This is a genomic window from Cytobacillus purgationiresistens, assembly GCF_030813235.1.
In the GTDB taxonomy this organism is placed as follows: Bacteria; Bacillota; Bacilli; order Bacillales; family Cytobacillaceae; genus Cytobacillus; species Cytobacillus purgationiresistens.
In genome coordinates this window covers 1-17591 of the sequence record NZ_JAUSUB010000009.1, presented here as the reverse complement: position 1 = coordinate 17591, position 17591 = coordinate 1, and the positions used below count along the sequence as shown (strand labels likewise).

At 38.8% G+C, this 17591-nt stretch carries 18 protein-coding genes; 12 read left to right on the top strand and 6 right to left on the bottom strand.

What is annotated here, in order from left to right:
* Positions 1-3: 3 nt before the first annotated feature.
* From J2S17_RS11685 to J2S17_RS11645, 9 genes are all read left to right on the top strand, one after another.
* Complete coding sequence (locus J2S17_RS11685) at positions 4-1107, top strand: dipeptide epimerase (protein ID WP_307475017.1); 1104 nt, start codon at positions 4-6, stop codon at positions 1105-1107.
* On the top strand, positions 1097-2023 hold the full coding sequence (locus J2S17_RS11680; protein WP_307475015.1) for a C40 family peptidase: 927 nt from the start codon (positions 1097-1099) through the stop codon (positions 2021-2023). The genes J2S17_RS11685 and J2S17_RS11680 overlap by 11 nt, the downstream gene beginning before the upstream one ends.
* Before the next feature lie 3 nt (positions 2024-2026).
* A complete protein-coding gene (locus J2S17_RS11675) occupies positions 2027-3049 on the top strand; it encodes an ABC transporter ATP-binding protein (RefSeq protein ID WP_307475013.1) in 1023 nt (340 codons plus the stop codon).
* On the top strand, positions 3006-3821 hold the full coding sequence (locus tag J2S17_RS11670) for a serine hydrolase (RefSeq protein ID WP_307475011.1): 816 nt from the start codon (positions 3006-3008) through the stop codon (positions 3819-3821). Before J2S17_RS11675 ends, J2S17_RS11670 begins: the two co-directional genes overlap by 44 nt.
* A gap of 432 nt (positions 3822-4253) precedes the next feature.
* Complete coding sequence (locus tag J2S17_RS11665; RefSeq protein WP_307475009.1) at positions 4254-5204, top strand: ABC transporter permease; 951 nt, start codon at positions 4254-4256, stop codon at positions 5202-5204.
* Complete coding sequence (locus J2S17_RS11660; RefSeq protein ID WP_307475007.1) at positions 5197-6150, top strand: iron chelate uptake ABC transporter family permease subunit; 954 nt, start codon at positions 5197-5199, stop codon at positions 6148-6150. The genes J2S17_RS11665 and J2S17_RS11660 overlap by 8 nt, the downstream gene beginning before the upstream one ends.
* On the top strand, positions 6144-6902 hold the full coding sequence (locus J2S17_RS11655) for an iron ABC transporter ATP-binding protein (protein WP_307475005.1): 759 nt from the start codon (positions 6144-6146) through the stop codon (positions 6900-6902). Before J2S17_RS11660 ends, J2S17_RS11655 begins: the two co-directional genes overlap by 7 nt.
* Positions 6903-7067: 165 nt before the next feature.
* The gene (locus tag J2S17_RS11650) at positions 7068-8036 is read left to right on the top strand and encodes a siderophore ABC transporter substrate-binding protein (RefSeq protein WP_307475003.1); all 969 of its coding nucleotides are present in this window, start codon (positions 7068-7070) and stop codon (positions 8034-8036) included.
* A 205-nt stretch (positions 8037-8241) separates the two neighbouring features.
* The gene (locus J2S17_RS11645) at positions 8242-9144 is read left to right on the top strand and encodes an aminoglycoside phosphotransferase family protein (RefSeq protein ID WP_307475001.1); all 903 of its coding nucleotides are present in this window, start codon (positions 8242-8244) and stop codon (positions 9142-9144) included.
* A gap of 31 nt (positions 9145-9175) precedes the next feature.
* Here the strand turns inward: J2S17_RS11645 and J2S17_RS11640 are convergent, their stop codons facing one another.
* Positions 9176-9601, bottom strand: a complete 426-nt coding sequence (locus J2S17_RS11640; protein WP_307474999.1) for a DUF4395 domain-containing protein — start codon at positions 9599-9601, stop codon at positions 9176-9178.
* 137 nt (positions 9602-9738) lie between these two features.
* Positions 9739-11343 carry a mechanosensitive ion channel gene (locus J2S17_RS11635; RefSeq protein ID WP_307474997.1) on the bottom strand — a complete coding sequence of 535 codons (1605 nt, stop codon included), beginning with the start codon at positions 11341-11343 and terminating at the stop codon, positions 9739-9741.
* Positions 11344-11660: 317 nt separating this feature from the next.
* On the opposite strand from J2S17_RS11635, the gene J2S17_RS11630 reads away from it, so the two are divergent.
* On the top strand, positions 11661-12386 hold the full coding sequence (locus J2S17_RS11630; protein WP_307474995.1) for a D-Ala-D-Ala carboxypeptidase family metallohydrolase: 726 nt from the start codon (positions 11661-11663) through the stop codon (positions 12384-12386).
* Positions 12387-12550: 164 nt separating this feature from the next.
* Positions 12551-13009, top strand: a complete 459-nt coding sequence (locus J2S17_RS11625) for a GNAT family N-acetyltransferase (RefSeq protein ID WP_307474992.1) — start codon at positions 12551-12553, stop codon at positions 13007-13009.
* 67 nt (positions 13010-13076) lie between these two features.
* Here J2S17_RS11625 and J2S17_RS11620 read toward each other — a convergent pair whose 3' ends face one another.
* From J2S17_RS11620 to J2S17_RS11605, 4 genes are all read right to left on the bottom strand, one after another.
* Positions 13077-13667, bottom strand: a complete 591-nt coding sequence (locus J2S17_RS11620) for an MSMEG_1061 family FMN-dependent PPOX-type flavoprotein (protein ID WP_307474989.1) — start codon at positions 13665-13667, stop codon at positions 13077-13079.
* A gap of 59 nt (positions 13668-13726) precedes the next feature.
* Positions 13727-14620, bottom strand: a complete 894-nt coding sequence (locus J2S17_RS11615; protein WP_307474987.1) for an EamA family transporter — start codon at positions 14618-14620, stop codon at positions 13727-13729.
* A gap of 262 nt (positions 14621-14882) precedes the next feature.
* Positions 14883-15353, bottom strand: a complete 471-nt coding sequence (locus J2S17_RS11610; RefSeq protein ID WP_370875002.1) for a Dps family protein — start codon at positions 15351-15353, stop codon at positions 14883-14885.
* Positions 15354-15451: 98 nt separating this feature from the next.
* Positions 15452-16030 (bottom strand): YqaA family protein, encoded by a 579-nt coding sequence (locus tag J2S17_RS11605; RefSeq protein WP_307474983.1) that lies wholly within the window; start codon positions 16028-16030, stop codon positions 15452-15454.
* A gap of 165 nt (positions 16031-16195) precedes the next feature.
* Here J2S17_RS11605 and J2S17_RS11600 point away from each other — a divergent pair, with 165 nt between their 5' ends.
* Entirely contained in the window at positions 16196-17065 is an 870-nt protein-coding gene (locus J2S17_RS11600; RefSeq protein ID WP_307474981.1) for a sulfite exporter TauE/SafE family protein, read from the top strand.
* The last annotated feature ends 526 nt before the right edge of the window (positions 17066-17591 follow it).

Sequence of the window (17591 nt, the reverse complement as noted above, 5' to 3'; positions counted from 1 at the left end):
CAAATGAAGATAGCTAATATTGAAACCCATAGAATTGCAGTGCCGCTCATTAAGCCATTTAAAACGGCATTGCGCACTGTAGAAACAGCTGAAACTTTAGTTGTAAAGATTACTTGTGATAATGGAGTGGTTGGCTGGGGTGAGGCACCGCCTACCGTAGTCATTACAGGGGATAGTATGTCCAGTATTGAATCGGCTGTACAACATGTTTTAACGCCATTTTTAGTCAAGCAGGACTTCGCAAACTATGAAGCGATTTTCCAAGGAATTAATTCAATACTCATTGGCAATTCCAGTGCAAAAGCAGCAGTTGATATGGCTTTATATGATTGTTTATCACAACATTGTCAGCTTCCACTTTATCAATTCTTAGGCGGGCATAAAAAAACTTTGGAAACAGACTATACAGTTAGTGTAAATGGGCCGGAGGAAATGGGGGAAGATGCTGTTTCTTACGTTCAGCAAGGCTTTGATGTATTAAAGGTAAAAGTAGGCAAGGACGATGTCAAAACAGATATTGAAAGAATTAAGGAAATAAGATCGAGAATTGGTCGCGGCATTAAACTTAGGCTAGATGCTAATCAAGGTTGGACTGCCAAAGAAGCCATTACTATTATTAAGAAGATGGAAGATTTAGATTTGCGAATCGAGTTAGTTGAACAGCCAGTTAAGGCTTGGGATATTGCTGGGCTGAAACAAGTGACCGATCATGTGGATACGCTTATTATGGCAGACGAAAGTGTCTTCAACCCAAAACAAGCTTTAGAAGTGGTGAAAAACCGCAGTGCGGATTTAATAAATATTAAATTAATGAAGGCAGGCGGTATCTATCAAGCGCAAACAATCAATCAGCTTGCTGAAGTGAGCGGGATGGAGTGCATGGTAGGCAGTATGATAGAAACGAAAATTGGTATAACTGCTGCAGCTCATTTTGCAGCTAGCAAAAAAAATATTACTAGATTTGATTTTGATGCACCATTAATGCTGGCTAAAGAAGTAGTAGAGGGTGGAATTATCTATTCGGGGAGAAAGATATCCCTGCCAGAAACTAATGGTTTAGGTATTACCAATGTGGAGGTAAGAGGAGGCGTATCTCTTGAATGCTGAATATAAATGGCTAGTAAATGTTCCGGTTGCTACATTATGGACATCACATGATTCCGCACGTCTAATAGATCAGCAGGCTGTTGCTGCACCTGCTGATATTGAAGGCTGGATAAAGGGACTGACCTATGACAAAAGCTTGGCTTTATGCGATATGAATCTTGTACAGTCCCAGCTATTATTTGGTGAAGAAGTGATTGTGATAGAGGAGAAAGGTGATTGGGTTCATGTCCTGGTTCCATCACAAGCATCCTCAAAAGATGAGAGAGGATATCCCGGCTGGTTGCCTAAAAAGCAGTTAGGCAAAAGATCGGATTGGGCAATTGATCAAGGTTCGATCGCTGTCATAAGGGCAAAGAAAACAGTTTTGTCATTATCAGATGATGAAGAACTGCTTCTAAGCTATTTAACAGTGTTGCCAGTCATGCTTGAGGATGGAGAAAATGTAGTTGTCCAAACACCTGAAGGTAAGGGGACACTGTTAAAAATAGATGTATCGATTCATCCATCGTTAAATGATATTCCAAAAGGTGATGGAGCGGGGATTGTCACAGCAGGGGAACAATTCCTTCACTTACCCTACTTGTGGGGTGGAATGAGCAGCTTCGGTTACGATTGTTCAGGACTAAGTTATGCAGTATGCAAGGCCAATGGCTACATCATTCCGCGGGATGCACATGATCAAGCAGAAGCGGGCGACGAGGTTTCATTGACCAATCTGCAGCCAGGAGACTTATTGTTTTTCGCTTATGAAGAGGGAAAGGGAAGCCTTCACCATGTAGGCATCTATTATGGTGACGGTCAACTTCTCCATTCACCGAATACAGGAAAAACAATTGAAATTATTGATTTAAAGGGAACCGTTTATGAAAAAGAGCTTTGTGCAGCAAGACGCTACTGGCAGAAGGCGGGGGAATAGACGATGTCAAATGATGCGTTATTACAAGTCAACCATTTAAAAAAGCATTTTCATATGGGTAAGGGGCAGATATTAAAAGCAGTAGATGGGGTTTCCTTTGAAATTAAGAGAGGGGAGACCTTCGGGATCGTTGGCGAATCAGGCTGTGGCAAGTCCACAGCAGGAAGGGCCATTATTGGCCTTTATGACAAAACTGATGGACAAGTTCTATATGATGGCAAGGACGTTCATAAGATGACAGAGAAAGAACGGTCTGCTTTTCACCGCAAGATGCAAATGATTTTCCAGGATCCGTATGCTTCCTTAAATCCTCGATCAACTGTACAGGAAATCATTTCAGAGCCAATGGAAGTACAAGGATTATACCCTGATAAAAAAGAGAGACAAGCGAGAGTTCACCAATTATTGGAGGATGTTGGTCTCAATAAAGATCATGCCAATCGCTATCCCCATGAGTTTAGTGGCGGTCAAAGGCAAAGAATCGGCATAGCAAGAGCGTTGTCCCTCGATCCGGACTTTATCATTGCTGATGAGCCCATCTCAGCGTTAGACGTATCGGTACAGGCACAAGTAGTAAACCTGCTTAAAGGATTGCAAAAAAAGAAAGGGCTCACCTACCTTTTCATTGCCCATGATCTATCCATGGTTAAGCATATCAGCGATCGTATCGGTGTCATGTATTTAGGAAATCTAGTTGAATTAACTACTAGTCAGGAGTTGTATAGCAATCCGCTGCATCCTTATACTCAGGCGCTTCTTTCAGCAATTCCTATCCCAGATCCGGATATAGAAGATCAGCGTGAAAGAATCATATTGAAAGGAGAGCTGCCAAGCCCAATGAATCCACCAAGCGGCTGTGTATTTAGGACGAGATGTCAGCACGCGATGGATGCTTGTGCACAAATAAAACCGGAATGGCAAGAAATCAATGAGAATCATTTTGTTGCTTGTCATTTATATAATAAGGAAATAACAGGCGGGAATGATCGCACCATGGCAGCAGCGTCAAAAGAAAATGTCATTTAACCAGTTAGAAATAGAAGTAGCTGAATTAATATCCAATTGTAGCGGGCGAGCAAGTATCTACCTTCAAACACCAGAAGGCATCATTGATATTAAGGGACAAGAGATTTACTCCTCTGCAAGCTTGATTAAGATACCTATATTAATAGAAGGCTATCGTCAATATGAAAAGAATATAGTGGATTTACAAGAAATCGTGCCTATTCCACTTGAAAAAGTGACGACCGGGGCAGGTATAATACAAGCTTTATCACCAGATCGTATGATGAAGATGATTGACTTGATGACAATGATGATCATTGTCTCTGATAACACGGCTACAAATCTTTTAATTAATCGTCTAGGTATAGATAATATAAATAAATGCATGGGTTCCATTGGATTAAAGTCAACGAAGCTCCAAAGGGAAATGATGGACTTCATTGCTTTAAATAATAATATCGACAATAAGACAACAGCCAGTGATATGGTACTTGCGCTTAAAGCAATGAAAGAAGAGTCATTTTTATCAGCAGCCAGCAGTCAGCAGGCATTGTCCATTTTAGCTTATCAGCAATTTTTAAAACTAGCTGAAGGAATGGATCTTGAGCAGGTAAATGTCGCAAGTAAAACAGGAGAGCTGCCTGGCGTGCAGCACGATTGTGCTGTCATTAGTCATGGCGATCGAATCGTGTATGTTGCGGTATTAATTGATGGGTTAGAGGATCAGGAAATGGGCAGACACACGATTGTTGAAATAGGAAGAAGCCTCAACAAATATGTAATGGGTGCTTAACGCCCCATTATTTTTGTTTTGTTTATACATAATAGGCAGCAAGGAAGAAAACCAAAACAGTTTCCAATTCAAGGAAATAAATGTTTTTGTAAATGCCCCTGCCCTCATTTCTTCTAAACTCGTTAATCGACGGATTTTCCAGTTGCTTTCCCCGAGGTAATGAGAAAAAACAATATGTATAATCATTATGAATAGACGCTACAACTAAAGCATATGGATTTGATAAGGAAAGACTTATGTCAAAATCATGTATTAGCATGAGAATGAATTTCGTTTTCATCAAAAATGATTGACTTTTTCCATTATTTTTAGTTAAATGGTAGTTGAGGTTGATAGTGAGATTCATTATCAACTTGGTTTTTGGAAGCTATTGAGAATGATTCTTAATTTCGTAGAAACATAGACAAAACAGTGAAAGAGTAAGGGGAAGTCATGAAAAAAAGGTATTTAGTCATTGCGCTCATACTTTTATCTTTAATCTCTTTGTTTATCGGAGTTAAGGATATTAACCCAAAAGATATATTTAATATGACTGAAGACCAGTGGCATATTTTTTTAGTTAGCCGGGTTCCTCGTCTTATCAGTATCATAATTGCGGGAGTGAGCATGAGTATTGCTGGTTTAATCATGCAGCAATTAACGCGAAATAAATTTGTTTCACCAACCACAGCAGGTACATTGGATTCAGCCAGATTAGGGATCCTCGTATCCATGATGCTTTTCACTTCAGCAAGTCCGTTTGTTAGAATGGGAGTCGCCTTTATTTTTGCTTTGGCGGGTACATTCTTATTTATGAAAATCTTAGATAAAATTAAATTTAAGGATGCAATATTCATACCGCTTGTCGGGCTGATGTTTGGTAATATAATTGGTTCAATTACTACCTTTTTCGCTTTGAAAAATGATCTTGTGCAGAACATGTCATCATGGCTACAAGGGAATTTTTCAATGATGATACAGGGACGATATGAACTATTATATATAAGTATCCCAGTAATGATCGTAGCTTATCTATTTGCAAATAAGTTTACGATTGCAGGTATGGGTGAAGAGTTCTCTGTGAACTTAGGTTTAAATCATAGGCAAATCGTTAATATCGGTTTAATTATCGTCGCGCTCATTACGACTGTTGTCGTACTTACCGTAGGTATGATACCATTTCTCGGTTTAATCATTCCGAATATCGTTGCTATCTACAATGGTGATCATTTAAAGAAAAACCTGGCACATACAGCATTATTAGGGGCTGTGTTTGTACTGATTTGTGACATCCTTGGACGCGTGGTTATCTATCCGTATGAAATTCCAATTGGTGTAACAGTCGGGGTCATCGGCAGCGGTATATTCCTGTACATGATTATGAGGAGAAGGGCATATGAGTAATAAAACAAAAATAGGCATCCTCGCTGCGATTTCAATTATATTAATCTTTACATTCCTGTTCGTTGGCTTAGGAAGCAACTGGGATTATGTACTTCCCAGAAGAGGAAAGAAAGTATTGGCGATTGTTATAACTGGCGGCGTCATCGCGTTCTCAACCATGATCTTCCAAACCATCACAAATAATAGAATTTTAACACCTAGTATTATTGGATTAGATTCACTTTATTTACTCATTCAAACCTTTTTGATTTTTGTTCTTGGATCATTGAATGTGACAGTAGTGAATCATAATATTAACTTTCTTATATCTGTAGCATTGATGGTATTGTTTGCCAGTCTCTTGTATCAGCTTCTGTTTAAGAACGAAGGTGGTCAAAATATATATTTCCTTCTTCTTGTTGGGATTATCTTTGGAACCTTCTTTAATAGTATCTCTTCCTTTATGGAAGTATTGATTGATCCGAATGAGTTTATGCTTGTTCAAGATAGAATGTTTGCGAGTTTCAATAATGTGAATACGGAATTATTGGTCATCGCAATAGTGCTTATTATCTTAAGCGGACTTTATTTCTTCAGATTTGTAAAGTATTTAGATGTCCTTTCGCTGGGCAGGGAGCAAGCCATTAATTTGGGTGTTGACTATGATTATGTAGTGAAAAGATTGCTCATTATCGTAGCAATTCTCATCTCAATAGCCACAGCTTTAGTAGGACCAATTACTTTCCTGGGCCTACTAGTTGCAAATGTCGCTCACGAGTTTATGAAAACCTATCAACATAAATACTTAATTATCAGTTCAGTATTGATTAGTATTATCGCTCTTGTTGGAGGGCAGCTGATTGTTGAAAGAGTATTTACATTCTCTACAACTTTAAGTGTGATTATCAACTTTGTCGGTGGCGTGTATTTTATTTATCTTCTATTAAAGGAGAGTAAAAAATGGTAGATGTGATGAGTGTCTCTAAGCAATATGGAAATAAGTTTGTTGTCGATGATGTCACGGTTAATATTCCAAAAGGCAAGATTACTTCTTTTATCGGTCCCAACGGTGCAGGAAAGAGTACCTTATTATCAATGATCAGCCGGCTCATTTCAGCTGATAAAGGCGAGATCAAGATTGAAGGGAAACGGATTCAAGATACTAAAAGCAGGGATTTAGCTAAACAAATTTCGATATTAAAGCAATCGAATAATATAACAGTCCGCTTAACGATTAGAGAATTAGTTTCATTTGGACGTTTTCCTTACTCTCAAGGAAAATTGTCTCCAGAAGACTGGGCTTATGTAAATGAAGCGATTGAATATATGGAGTTAAAAGAAATAGAGGACAAATATTTAGATCAATTAAGTGGCGGTCAGCAGCAACGAGCGTATATCGCAATGGTTATTGCTCAAAATACAGAATATGTTTTACTTGATGAACCGCTAAATAACTTGGATATGAAGCATTCTGTGCAGATTATGAAAGTTTTGCGCAGATTGACTCAAGAACTAGGAAAAACAGTAATTATCGTTATTCATGATATCAACTTTGCTGCTAGCTATTCTGATTATATTGTTGCTCTAAAGGATGGTAGAGTAGTCAAGGCTGGAGAAACAGATGAAATTATTGCTTCCCCTGTTCTAAAAGAAGTTTATGATATGAACATCCAAATCCAGGAGTTTAACTGTCAAAAGTTTTGCATGGTTTTCAGTTAATAAGAATGGTTTCAACATATTGATCGGGATAATAAAGGCAAACCTTGCTGCTATCAACATGGATGAAAGGGCCCTCATCTTAAGTGCAAGGGTATACATAAAATCCTTTTCACGTTACCTTTCAATATTGAAATAATACAAAAAAATATTTCTGAGGTGGAAAACATGGCAAGAAAGTTATCACTTTTTTTAATAACAGCACTTTTTGCACTAGTATTAGCTGCTTGCGGCAATTCAGATAAAACTGAAGAGCCTGAAAGCAAAGGTTCTGGAGACGAAGGAACAGAACAAGCAGAAAAGCTGACAATCAAGCATGAATTAGGCGAAACTGAAGTTGATGTAAACCCTGAGAAAGTCGTTGTTTTTGACTTCGGTGTGCTAGATACAATTGATAAATTAGGTGTAGAAGTAACTGGAGTGCCACAAGCAAACATTCCTTCTTACCTTTCTAAATTTGAAGATAGCAAGTATGAAAATGTCGGCGGATTAAAAGAACCTGATTTTGAAAAAATCAGTGAAATCGATCCTGATCTAATTATTATCTCTGGACGTCAAGCAGACGCTTATGAAGAGCTTAGTAAAATTGGTCCTACCATCTACATGGGTGTAGATACAAAACGTTATATGGATTCTTTCAAAGAAAATACGACTCAGTTAGGTGAAATCTTCGATAAGGAAGAAGCAGCAGCAGCTGAGCTTGCAAGTGTTGAAGAGTCAATTAATACATTAAGTGAAAAAGTAAAAGGCACAGAGGGCACTGGCCTTATCGTGCTAGCAAATGAAGGAAACATTAGTGCATACGGAACAGGTTCACGTTTCGGTATCATCCATGATGTGTTCGGAGTCAAACCAGCAGATGAAAATATTGAAGTATCGACTCACGGACAAAGCGTCTCACCTGAGTATATCGCTGAGAAAAATCCAGATTACTTATTTGTAATTGACAGAGGTGCGGCAGTTCAAGAAGGTGAATCTTCTGCTAAAGCTCTAATTGAAAATGATATCGTTAAAAAGACAACAGCTTATGAAAATGATCATATTATTTACCTTGATCCAGATTACTGGTATCTATCAGGCGGCGGCTTAGTGTCTGTTTCTGAAATGGTAAAAGAAATTGATGAAGGTTTAAAATAAGAGTAAGCCAATAAAACGAGCAATTATCCTATTTGACGGAGTGTTAATTACACTCCGTTTTTTTTTATGTAATGTATTTATTTGCCTTTGTTTATTCCGCAGCCTGGTATTTTAATTCAGTTTGTTTTTTTTCTGCCAAGCATCCATTATATAAGGTAGGCCAGCATAAATAAGCAAGATTCCTAAAGGGGGTTCAAACCATTTTATGTTAGAGATTTCAGACTCATTTAAAGCAACAATTGAAGGCGTGCATGGAAAAAGGGGGAGTGAGTGGCTGCAGCAGCTGCCAACTCTTATCAGTTATTGTGAAGAAAAATGGTCGATAAAAATATTACAGCCGTACGATCTCTCTTATAATTATGTTGCTCCCGCAATTACTGATGCAGGTGAGCATTATGTAATTAAATTGAGAGTCCCTGATAAAGAATTTAAAGATGAAGTCAACTTTCTCCGCTTTTATAAGGGAGATGGGATTGTAAGGTTAATGGCTGAAGATATAGAAAAAGGCATAATATTAATGGAACAGCTTTCCCCAGGCAAGTCGCTCAAATTTGTTGAAAATGATCAGGAGTCAGTGGCGATAGCGGCCAATGCAATAAGCTCTTTATGGCGCCCAGTTCCTTCTGGACAGGATTTCCCCCATGTTCGTGATTTAGCTGAAGGACTAAATGGTATACGGAAGAAATTCAACGGGGGCACGGGACCGTTTGACCGAAATCTGGTAGGGCTTGCGGAGAAATGGTTTCCTAAACTCATTGCCAGCACGGAACAAGAGGTCCTTCTACATGGTGACTTCCATCATGAAAATATTCTTCTTAATGAAAATGATTGGATCATCATTGATCCTAAAGGATTAATTGGTGAGGCTGACTATGATATAACGAATTTTCTTAGAAATCATTTGCTGCATTTTTCAAATCCAAAAGAAATCTTATATAATCGAATCAATTTATTTGCAAAAAAATTAGATTTAAACAAAGAACGCATTTTAAAATGGGGATTATGCCAAGCTGTGTTGTCTGCCTGGTGGTTTCTTGAGGATAACTTAGAAGGATGGGAGGAGGATATGAGGGTTGCTCAATTATATCTTGAGCTTCTTGAGGAATAGAAGAACAGCATCTCAATCGGATGCTGTTCTTTTATTTTAATGATCTTCTATATTTATATTGATTCAACTGAAAATGTATAAAACAGCCAATACAGAATCCAAGGATGGCAATAAATGCTGCTAATCCAACCATAACTGTAAAGATATATCCGACGATTGTCCAGCCCAATAAGAAGCTAATTAGACCAATGGCTAAACAAACAACTGCAATCGTTTGATTAAATTGTTGCTGGTCGCGGTCTTCAGGAATATACTCAGTCGGGTGTTTCTTAAGAAATAATTTTGCAAGGCTCATGATGGGATTCGTTCCAAAGATTAAGCCTATTAGGCCTGCAATCAAAGGGATAGCCAAAATCCAAACCTGCCCTGTAATCCAAGTAAGCACAACACTTCCAACAATCACCCATTGATTTGTCTTCACGAGCGGTCGCGGAATCGAGTGTATGGTAGTTTCCATTTAAAAAACCAACCTTTCTCATCGGTTTTGTTTAGTATCTATATCATACTTTCTTAACGGGTATTTTGGAAGGGAAATGCGTTAATTACTAAAAAAATAACACGCTGCAGTTAAGCGTGTTATTTTTATTAAGAAGATTATAGCTTAGTTGGATCGTCAGTATCACTTATATTTGTTTGTATATCCGTTTGGGAACCCATAGGGTGTGTACCAAGAGCGTCCTTTACTACACCTTTTGTGTCAGCATTTTGGTTGATTTTTGTTTCTTCAATTCTTTGGTCAAGCTTTTGGAGGTATTTTGAAGCAAATTCTTTTCCGCCGAGTCCAAAGGCTAATCCAAAGGCTAGTGCTAATCCACCTAATAATAAGATGAATGCAGAGTTCACAATTGATGCGGCAATACCTAATTGATCAAGCCCCATAAAGATGGCTGTCGCAACAATCGCAATTTGAGCAATTGCAGCTAAGAAACGGTTGTGCGGACCTTGAAGCAAGGAGAGCAATAGACGGTTCACTAGCTTACCTAGCCATAGTCCGACTCCGATAATGACTAATGCTGCTAATACATGAGGCAGGTATGCAATGACTCCAGATGATAGAGTCACAAGGAATGTTAAACCAAGAATATTCAAGGCTTGTACTACGAATAACACAACAACGAGAATTTGGACGATCGTACCGACAACTTGTGTAATACTTACATTGCTCGAACTTTTCAAGCCCATTCCTTTAAAGTAAGAATCTAGACCAATACGTGCAAGTAATCCTGTGATTAAATCCTTCACCCATTTACCAAGCCAGACACCGATGAGTACGAAGAAGATAGCTGCTGCGATGTTTGGAATCATCGTCATGACATGAGTGAGCATGGCAATTGCTGGAGCAGAGATACCTGTGATGTCTAATTGCTCCAATGCAGAAATGACTGTTGGGATTAAAATGAGTACATAAACAACGGTTCCGATAACAGCTGCAAGGCTTGTACCTTCAAATAGGCGAGAGAGCCCTAATTTGTTTGTTAATCTTTCCATACCGATAACATCAAGGAAGTTCGTCACAATATTCCGGACAATTTTTGCAATAAACCAACCTACTAATAAAATCAGAGTAGCTGCAATCAATTTTGGTAAGAAAGCAAGAAGGCTATTTAACATGCTGCTAAATGGGCCAGCAATGCCATGTAAGCTCAATGCATCCAATACCGCTGGTAAAAAGATAAGCAATACAAGATAAAATACAATTTTTGCAGCTTGATCGATTACTATAGCAGGTTCTTTCACTTTATCTGTCAATTTCCATTTACTAAAAAGTTCATGGATTTTAAGTGTTTTTCCGCCTTTTTTTATAAGATAGCTTAGAGTAGCTGCAATCAACCATGCAAATAAAAGAACGAGTGCTGCTTTTAATACACTAGGAATGGCGTCCATGATGGTAGTAAGCATGCCAACGAGTGGGGAGGCAATGATGCTTAGGTCAAGAATATTAAAGAATAAGATAAACGCGAACACAAGGATTAAGTAATAGATTACTTTACTAATGATCTTCTCCGAGGAATACTTTCTTTCAGTTCCTTCAGGATAAACCCAGCTATCTAATTTCACTTTATTCAGCGCTTTAAGAACGGCTTTCTCCACAAATTTTGCAATCATCCAACCAATTAATAAGACAATGAAGGCGAATAATAAATCAGGCAGTTTCGCTATGTAGTAGTTTAGACTGTCCCATATATTCGGATATACCAAAATCTCATCACTCCTCTAGTAAATTAGTAATTTTCTTAACCATTCTTTACCCGACAAAATAACAGATAAACTTTTAAATAGAAAAAAGAGGAAGAAAGAAATAGGTGTGAATTTATCAATTTATCATGAATCAGCGTGCATTTTGTCTAATCGAGTGTAGAGAAATGTCGAGAGAGTACTATCTAAAGTCGCATAGAAAAATCAGTATTATCTTCATATTCACAATATTTTGAAATGATATATGCTAGATGGTAGAAAGCATTTTCTTCTAGAGAAACATAATCTTTCATACTCAAGAGAAAAGGAGTTTGGTAGATATGATGAAAATGGTGCAAAGAACAATTGGAACGTTAGGTTTGGCTTTGTTGTTCACCCTTGCATTATCCTTGATTTCAACCACAGATGCAGAGGCTTATTCATGGAATCGGACATTGAGTGAAGGGTCGAGTGGCGCAGATGTGAGAGAGTTACAAATCCGTGTTGCTGGATGGGCTGCAGATTCAGCTTCACAAACATTTGTAGCTGTTGATGGACAGTTTGGTCCAGGAACAACCGCTGCTGTAAAAAGATTTCAACGTGCCTACGGATTATCGGCAGATGGAATTGCAGGTCCTGCAACACACGCAAAGTTAAACGCATTGGAAACTTCTACAGGAACAAAAAACTTCAACTATAGTGAATTTCACTCGAAGGATGGCAGTGGATTTAGGAACGGTAAGGTTCCAGAAGCGACAGTAAAAGAGAATATCCGCCGTCTAATGTATAAGCTAGAAGCGATCAGAGTAAAGGCAGGAAATAAAGCGATTACGATTAACTCAGGTTTCCGTAGTGTCTCGCATAATAGTAATGTAGGCGGTGCCTCGAATAGCCAGCATATGTATGGTATTGCTGCTGATATTAACATCTCTGGCGTATCAACTGCTACAGCGAAAAATTATGCGAAAACTTCTGGGTTCAGTGGTATGTATAACGAGAGCGGCTTTGTTCACTTGGATAGCCGTGCTGAATATTCTTATGGTTCACAAGCATGGTGGTGGGAATAAAAATAATGGGAGCTGTCATGAGACAGCTCCTTTTTATGTTATAGGAGCAATAGAGACAGTAACTAGGTTTATTTGATAAGAAAAACTTATGTAAAGTTATTGAAAGATGTGAATTAACTTATGATTAAATGGAAGGTATCATAAGTTAAAAAGGAGGGAGAGCTATGGAAGAAATCTGTTTTAGGCAGGCAGAAGAAGATGATTTAGAAAGAATAGTAGAAATGCTGGCAGATGATAAGCTTGGGAGCGGGAGAGAAACATTGGTATATCCCTTGCCTGAAAGTTATCGGAAAGCATTCTATGCCATTCAAGTTGATCCTAATAATGAACTCATCGTTGCTGAGTGGAAAAATGAAATGGTTGGGGTTCAGCAACTTACCTTTACCCCTTATCTCACACATCAAGGTTCATGGAGGGCAACAATTGAAGGCGTAAGAATAGCGGCTCACGTTCGCGGGCAGCAACTCGGGCACCAGTTAATTAGCTGGGCCATTGAGCGGGCAAAGAAGAGGGGGTGTCGCATTGTGCAGCTGACAACTGATAATAAAAGAGAAGAAGCTTTGCGATTTTATGAAGACTTAGGGTTCCAAGCCACACATCAAGGGTTGAAGCTTCATTTGTAGCCAGTTTACATGAAAAGGACCATTCTTGTAATGATAGTAGAATGGTCTTTGTACTGTGGAATCCTTATTAGGCCTGTATTTCAGTATTCTTCTTCACATGAGCAGCAAGCATTTTTGATGGGGTAGGGAGGTTATCCTTTTCATCCCAGCTTTCAGGATTCCAAAGTTCTGAACGCTTAAACGATTTGGCGCAATGGATAAAGCATTCCTCTACCTTTACAGCAATTCCTAGTTTCGGTGCGATTCCGTTTAAGGCCATTTTTTCTAGGATACCAGCATCACGAATAATGGTTGCCTTCCCATTAATCCTTAAAGTTTCCTCTAATCTAGGGATAATAAACAACAAGCCAACATTAGGGTTGGTTAAAATATTGCTGATACTATCTAAGCGTCGATTACCCGGGCGCTCTGGAATAACAAGATGTTGTGCATCCATTATATGTACAAACCCTGCTTCGTCTCCTCTTGGAGAGTTGTCACATCTACCATCCGCATGGGCGGTTGAAAGAAATAACATAGGGGATTTAGCGATAAAATCTCTGCAATGTTCATCTATTTCATTAATGATTTTGTTGGCAGCGGCTTTTCCAGGTTGATCGAATAATGAACGCAGCTCATCCTCGGATTGTATGATGTCTTTAAAAAGTGAATGATTCAATATGAGCCCTCCTTTACTCTTTTATAATTCAATAAAAAGGAGGGAAATCCCTCCTTTAATTAAGTGCTATAACGATTTTGTTGTGATTTATATAGCTGAAATTGCGGGAGGCAAATCCCGATTAATATAATCACAATTCCGATGATTTGTGCCTGTGAGATTTGTTCCCCTAAAATCAACATCGCTGCAAGAACTGCTGCAGGAAGTTCCGCAGAACCAACAATGGTCGCTAATCCAGAATCGATATGCGGTGTACCGAGTGCAAAGAGCACGATCGGCAGGATAACCCCAAAGAATGCCATCATTAAGCCATAAGGCCAAATCCCGCCAAAATCAATGCCGGTATCTGCAACTCGTGACCCAAAGATGAGAATGAGTATGCATAAGCCTCCTAATGAAATAAAGACACTTCTTTGGATAGTAGGGATATCCGTTGCAACCTTTCCACTAAAGAAAATGAATAAAGCGAAGGTAACTGCTGATAATACTCCATAAATCAGTCCATCCAAAGCGATAGAGTGTATGCCTCCGGAGACAATATTGCTCGCAAACACGGTTCCAATAATCAAGAATAGTGCGGATATTACTTTCATTTTGCTTGGCATCTTTTTCAGATATACTGATTCTAGCAATATACCAATCCATGTGAATTGAAAGAGCAGGACAACCGCGATAGAGGCGGGGTTTCTTTCAAGGCTTAGCCCATATAAAATACCTGTAAGACTTAAGGCTGTCCCGGTAAGCATAAGCGCTCCAATTTTTTTAAATGATATCTTGACCTTTTTTACAAAAGGAAGAACGAGAATAAGTAAAGTGAGTCCAAATAAATATTGGCTGCTTGTCAGTTCATGTACGGCAAAGCCAGCCCCAAGTCCGAGTTTGACAATGGAGGCCAATATCCCATAGCTGCATGCACCGATGAGAATATATAGTGAGTATTTCAAGTTGTTCATATCCAAGACTCCTTATTAATCTAGTTGACGGACCTATCATATCATTTTTTCTAATCAAAGGTCAGTGGTTATGAAAAGGAAAAATAAAAAGTATGTAATTGATACTAACGAGGAGGTAAAAGGAAGAAAGGCAAAGGAATTGGGGATTTGGCTGGGTAAAACACCAATTTCGCTGGATTTTAATAGATATCGGAAGAATAAGTCAAAAAGAGACCAATCTCAAAAAGTCGATTTTTGAGATTGGTCTCTCTTATAAAGAAGATTATTCACCTAAATACGCATGGAACATCCATATATGCTGATCAATTGATGCGATTAACCCAACCGCGAAATCATTCGTTGCTGGAGCTTGCTCATCTTCTGCAAGGGAAGCTAACGCATATAGTTCTTCTCTTAACTGCTTATAGTCTGCTATTAAACTGGCAACCATTTCGTTAGCTGTTTTCTCGTGATTCGTTTCAGCTAATGTTGTTGCTTGCAGATATTCACCCATAGTAGCAATGGGTTCTCCACCGATAGTAAGAAGGCGCTCAGCTGCTTCATCCACAATATTTGCAGCCTCATTGTATAATTCCTCAAACTTTTCATGAAGGGTAAAGAAGTGTGGACCCTTCACATACCAGTGATAACGATGCAGCTTAGTATATAAAACGCTCCAGTTAGCAACTTGTGTATTTAATGCAGCTTGTAATTTAGTAATTGGTGCTGTTTGTACTTGATTCATATTTACCATTCCTCTCATATTTGCTTATGAATTAATTATAACAGTTTCTATTTTAAAATCAATACTTATTTAAAATAATTATAATCTAGTATTTATTTTAATCTGAATCAAGCAAGCTTTCTTTTTCTAAATACGAGATATATCAAGTATAAACAGATAAAAAGGATACCAAAACTAATAGTGACCATTGAAAAATGCTCTTCGAAAAATGGTTTAGCTTGAGTACCGAGTAAGGCAATTATTGCTGCTTCCAAGAAAAAACGGGCACCTCTGCCGACGATAGACCAAGTGACAAGCATGCGTAAAGGAATCTTTGAAATGCCGGCGAATATCGTAAAGACTTTATAAGGAAGAGGAGTGAAGGCAGAAATTAAAATCGCTACAGGACCATATTTGTTAAAATAATGTTCAACCTTCTTAATTTTCTCTTCTGAAAAAATAAGTAATAGTACTGGTCTTCCAAGTTTATGACCAATATACCAGCCAAATATCGCGCCAACGACTGAAGCAAAGGTTGTCAGAAAGGCGTACCAAAACACATTCTCGGGAGCGGCAAAAGCCATTGAGATGAGAAGCACATCAGGAGGGATAGGCAGGAAGGATGAATCAGCAAATGAAACAAAGAATAATCCAAACACCCCATAGTCAATCAGCCATTCTTTAATCGCATCAAATAATTGTGACATACACGTCGTTCCCCTTTATTCTTTGTTGATGAACAGTTCGTCCACTACTAATTACTGTATGTGCACTTTCGTATTTCATTACTAGGAGGTACAATGGAGTCATCAAAAGAAGAATATATGAGTTTGCTTATTAGAGTCGTAATTATTTCAAGTGAGGTCTTTTAAATGGAATACATATTATTTTTTATATTAGGTGGATTGATTAGTGTTCTGTCAGGTTTCTTCGGTATTGGTGGAGGGTTTATTTTAACACCGTTTCTCATGTTAATCGGGTATCCGCCGATTGAAGCGATTGCTACTAGCCTTTTGTTTACTATCGGCAGCTCTATATCAGGTATTGCTGCTCATATTAAATTGAAGAATATTAAATGGAAAGAGGGAATCATCCTTGGTGTAAGCGGAGTTGCGGCAACTCAGGTCGCACATCCATTCGTGGTATTTTTGGAACGGAATGGGATGGATGAATGGGCGATACCTTTACTTTATATTGTATTGCTCTCCTATTTTGCCTTGAGGATGATGAAGCAGGGCAATGGGCAAACGCAGAATCAAACCGCTTCTTCAACTGCTTCAATGATATTGAAAATGATTGCAATCGGTTTTTTTGCTGGCTTCGTTTCGACAGCCATGGGCGTCGGTGGAGGATTTATCATGGTGCCGCTAACTGTAGCCTTGCTCGGATTTATCCCGAAAAAGGCCGTAGGGACAAGCCTGTTTGCAGTCCTTCTCATCGTGACAACTGGATTTCTTTCCTACGCTTCCACTGTTGCAATTGATTATCAAGTCGGCTTAGTGCTGCTTGCTGGGGGCCTCATTGGATCACAATTTGGTGCAAAGCTGACGAATAGCTTTAGTAATAGAGAAATTACGCTCCTCCTCGGTTGTTTGTATCTCTCAACCTTAGCGAGTGTCATATTAAAAGTTTTTCATCTAGCTATTTTAGGATTAAGTGTCGTCGGACTATTTATTCTGTTCTTCTTTATCACTTCATTCTTTAAAATTCGTTTGAATAAGGTACAGTCACAAGAAAGCTAATATAGCGGTGGGTTAAAATGATGAAAAAAAAGTAATGCGATGATCAGCTTCGTTTTATATTGAAGAGGATAAAGTGAGGCTAGTTATCATGCTCCTGTAGTAAGGCGAGGATAGGGAAAGGACTAGATTGGAAACTAGTGCCCGGGTGGTGAGGAAAAGCTCAAGAGGGTTAATTAGATGGAGCAACTAGTGCCCGGATGGTGAAGAAAAGCTCAAGAGGGTTAATTAGATGGAGCAACTAGTGCCCGGATGGTGAGGAAAAGCTCAAGAGGGTAAACTAGATGGAGCAACTAGTGCCCGGATGGTGAGGAAAAGCTCAAGAGGGTAAACTAGATGGAGCAACTAGTGCCCGGATGGTGAAGAAAAGCTCAAGAGGGTAAACTAGATGGAACAACTAGTGCCCAGATGGCGAGGAAAAGCTCAAGAGGGTAAATTAGATGGAGCAACTAGTGCCCGGATGGTGAGGAAAAGCTCAAGAGGGTAAACTAGATGGAGCAACTAGTGCCCGGATGGTGAGGAAAAGCTC

Excerpts from the sequence above, each read along its gene's own strand:
- J2S17_RS11605 (WP_307474983.1), bottom strand. The coding sequence starts at position 16,030 with ATGTCACAATTATTTGATGCGATTAAAGAATGGCTGATTGACTATGGG.
- J2S17_RS11675 (WP_307475013.1), top strand. The coding sequence starts at position 2,027 with ATGTCAAATGATGCGTTATTACAAGTCAACCATTTAAAAAAGCATTTT.
- J2S17_RS11665 (WP_307475009.1), top strand. The coding sequence starts at position 4,254 with ATGAAAAAAAGGTATTTAGTCATTGCGCTCATACTTTTATCTTTAATC.
- J2S17_RS11685 (WP_307475017.1), top strand. The coding sequence starts at position 4 with ATGAAGATAGCTAATATTGAAACCCATAGAATTGCAGTGCCGCTCATT.
- J2S17_RS11670 (WP_307475011.1), top strand. The coding sequence starts at position 3,006 with ATGATCGCACCATGGCAGCAGCGTCAAAAGAAAATGTCATTTAACCAG.
- J2S17_RS11660 (WP_307475007.1), top strand. The coding sequence starts at position 5,197 with ATGAGTAATAAAACAAAAATAGGCATCCTCGCTGCGATTTCAATTATA.
- J2S17_RS11610 (WP_370875002.1), bottom strand. The coding sequence starts at position 15,353 with ATGGTAAATATGAATCAAGTACAAACAGCACCAATTACTAAATTACAA.
- J2S17_RS11625 (WP_307474992.1), top strand. The coding sequence starts at position 12,551 with ATGGAAGAAATCTGTTTTAGGCAGGCAGAAGAAGATGATTTAGAAAGA.
- J2S17_RS11600 (WP_307474981.1), top strand. The coding sequence starts at position 16,196 with ATGGAATACATATTATTTTTTATATTAGGTGGATTGATTAGTGTTCTG.
- J2S17_RS11615 (WP_307474987.1), bottom strand. The coding sequence starts at position 14,620 with ATGAACAACTTGAAATACTCACTATATATTCTCATCGGTGCATGCAGC.
- J2S17_RS11655 (WP_307475005.1), top strand. The coding sequence starts at position 6,144 with ATGGTAGATGTGATGAGTGTCTCTAAGCAATATGGAAATAAGTTTGTT.
- J2S17_RS11630 (WP_307474995.1), top strand. The coding sequence starts at position 11,661 with ATGATGAAAATGGTGCAAAGAACAATTGGAACGTTAGGTTTGGCTTTG.
- J2S17_RS11640 (WP_307474999.1), bottom strand. The coding sequence starts at position 9,601 with ATGGAAACTACCATACACTCGATTCCGCGACCGCTCGTGAAGACAAAT.
- J2S17_RS11645 (WP_307475001.1), top strand. The coding sequence starts at position 8,242 with ATGTTAGAGATTTCAGACTCATTTAAAGCAACAATTGAAGGCGTGCAT.
- J2S17_RS11650 (WP_307475003.1), top strand. The coding sequence starts at position 7,068 with ATGGCAAGAAAGTTATCACTTTTTTTAATAACAGCACTTTTTGCACTA.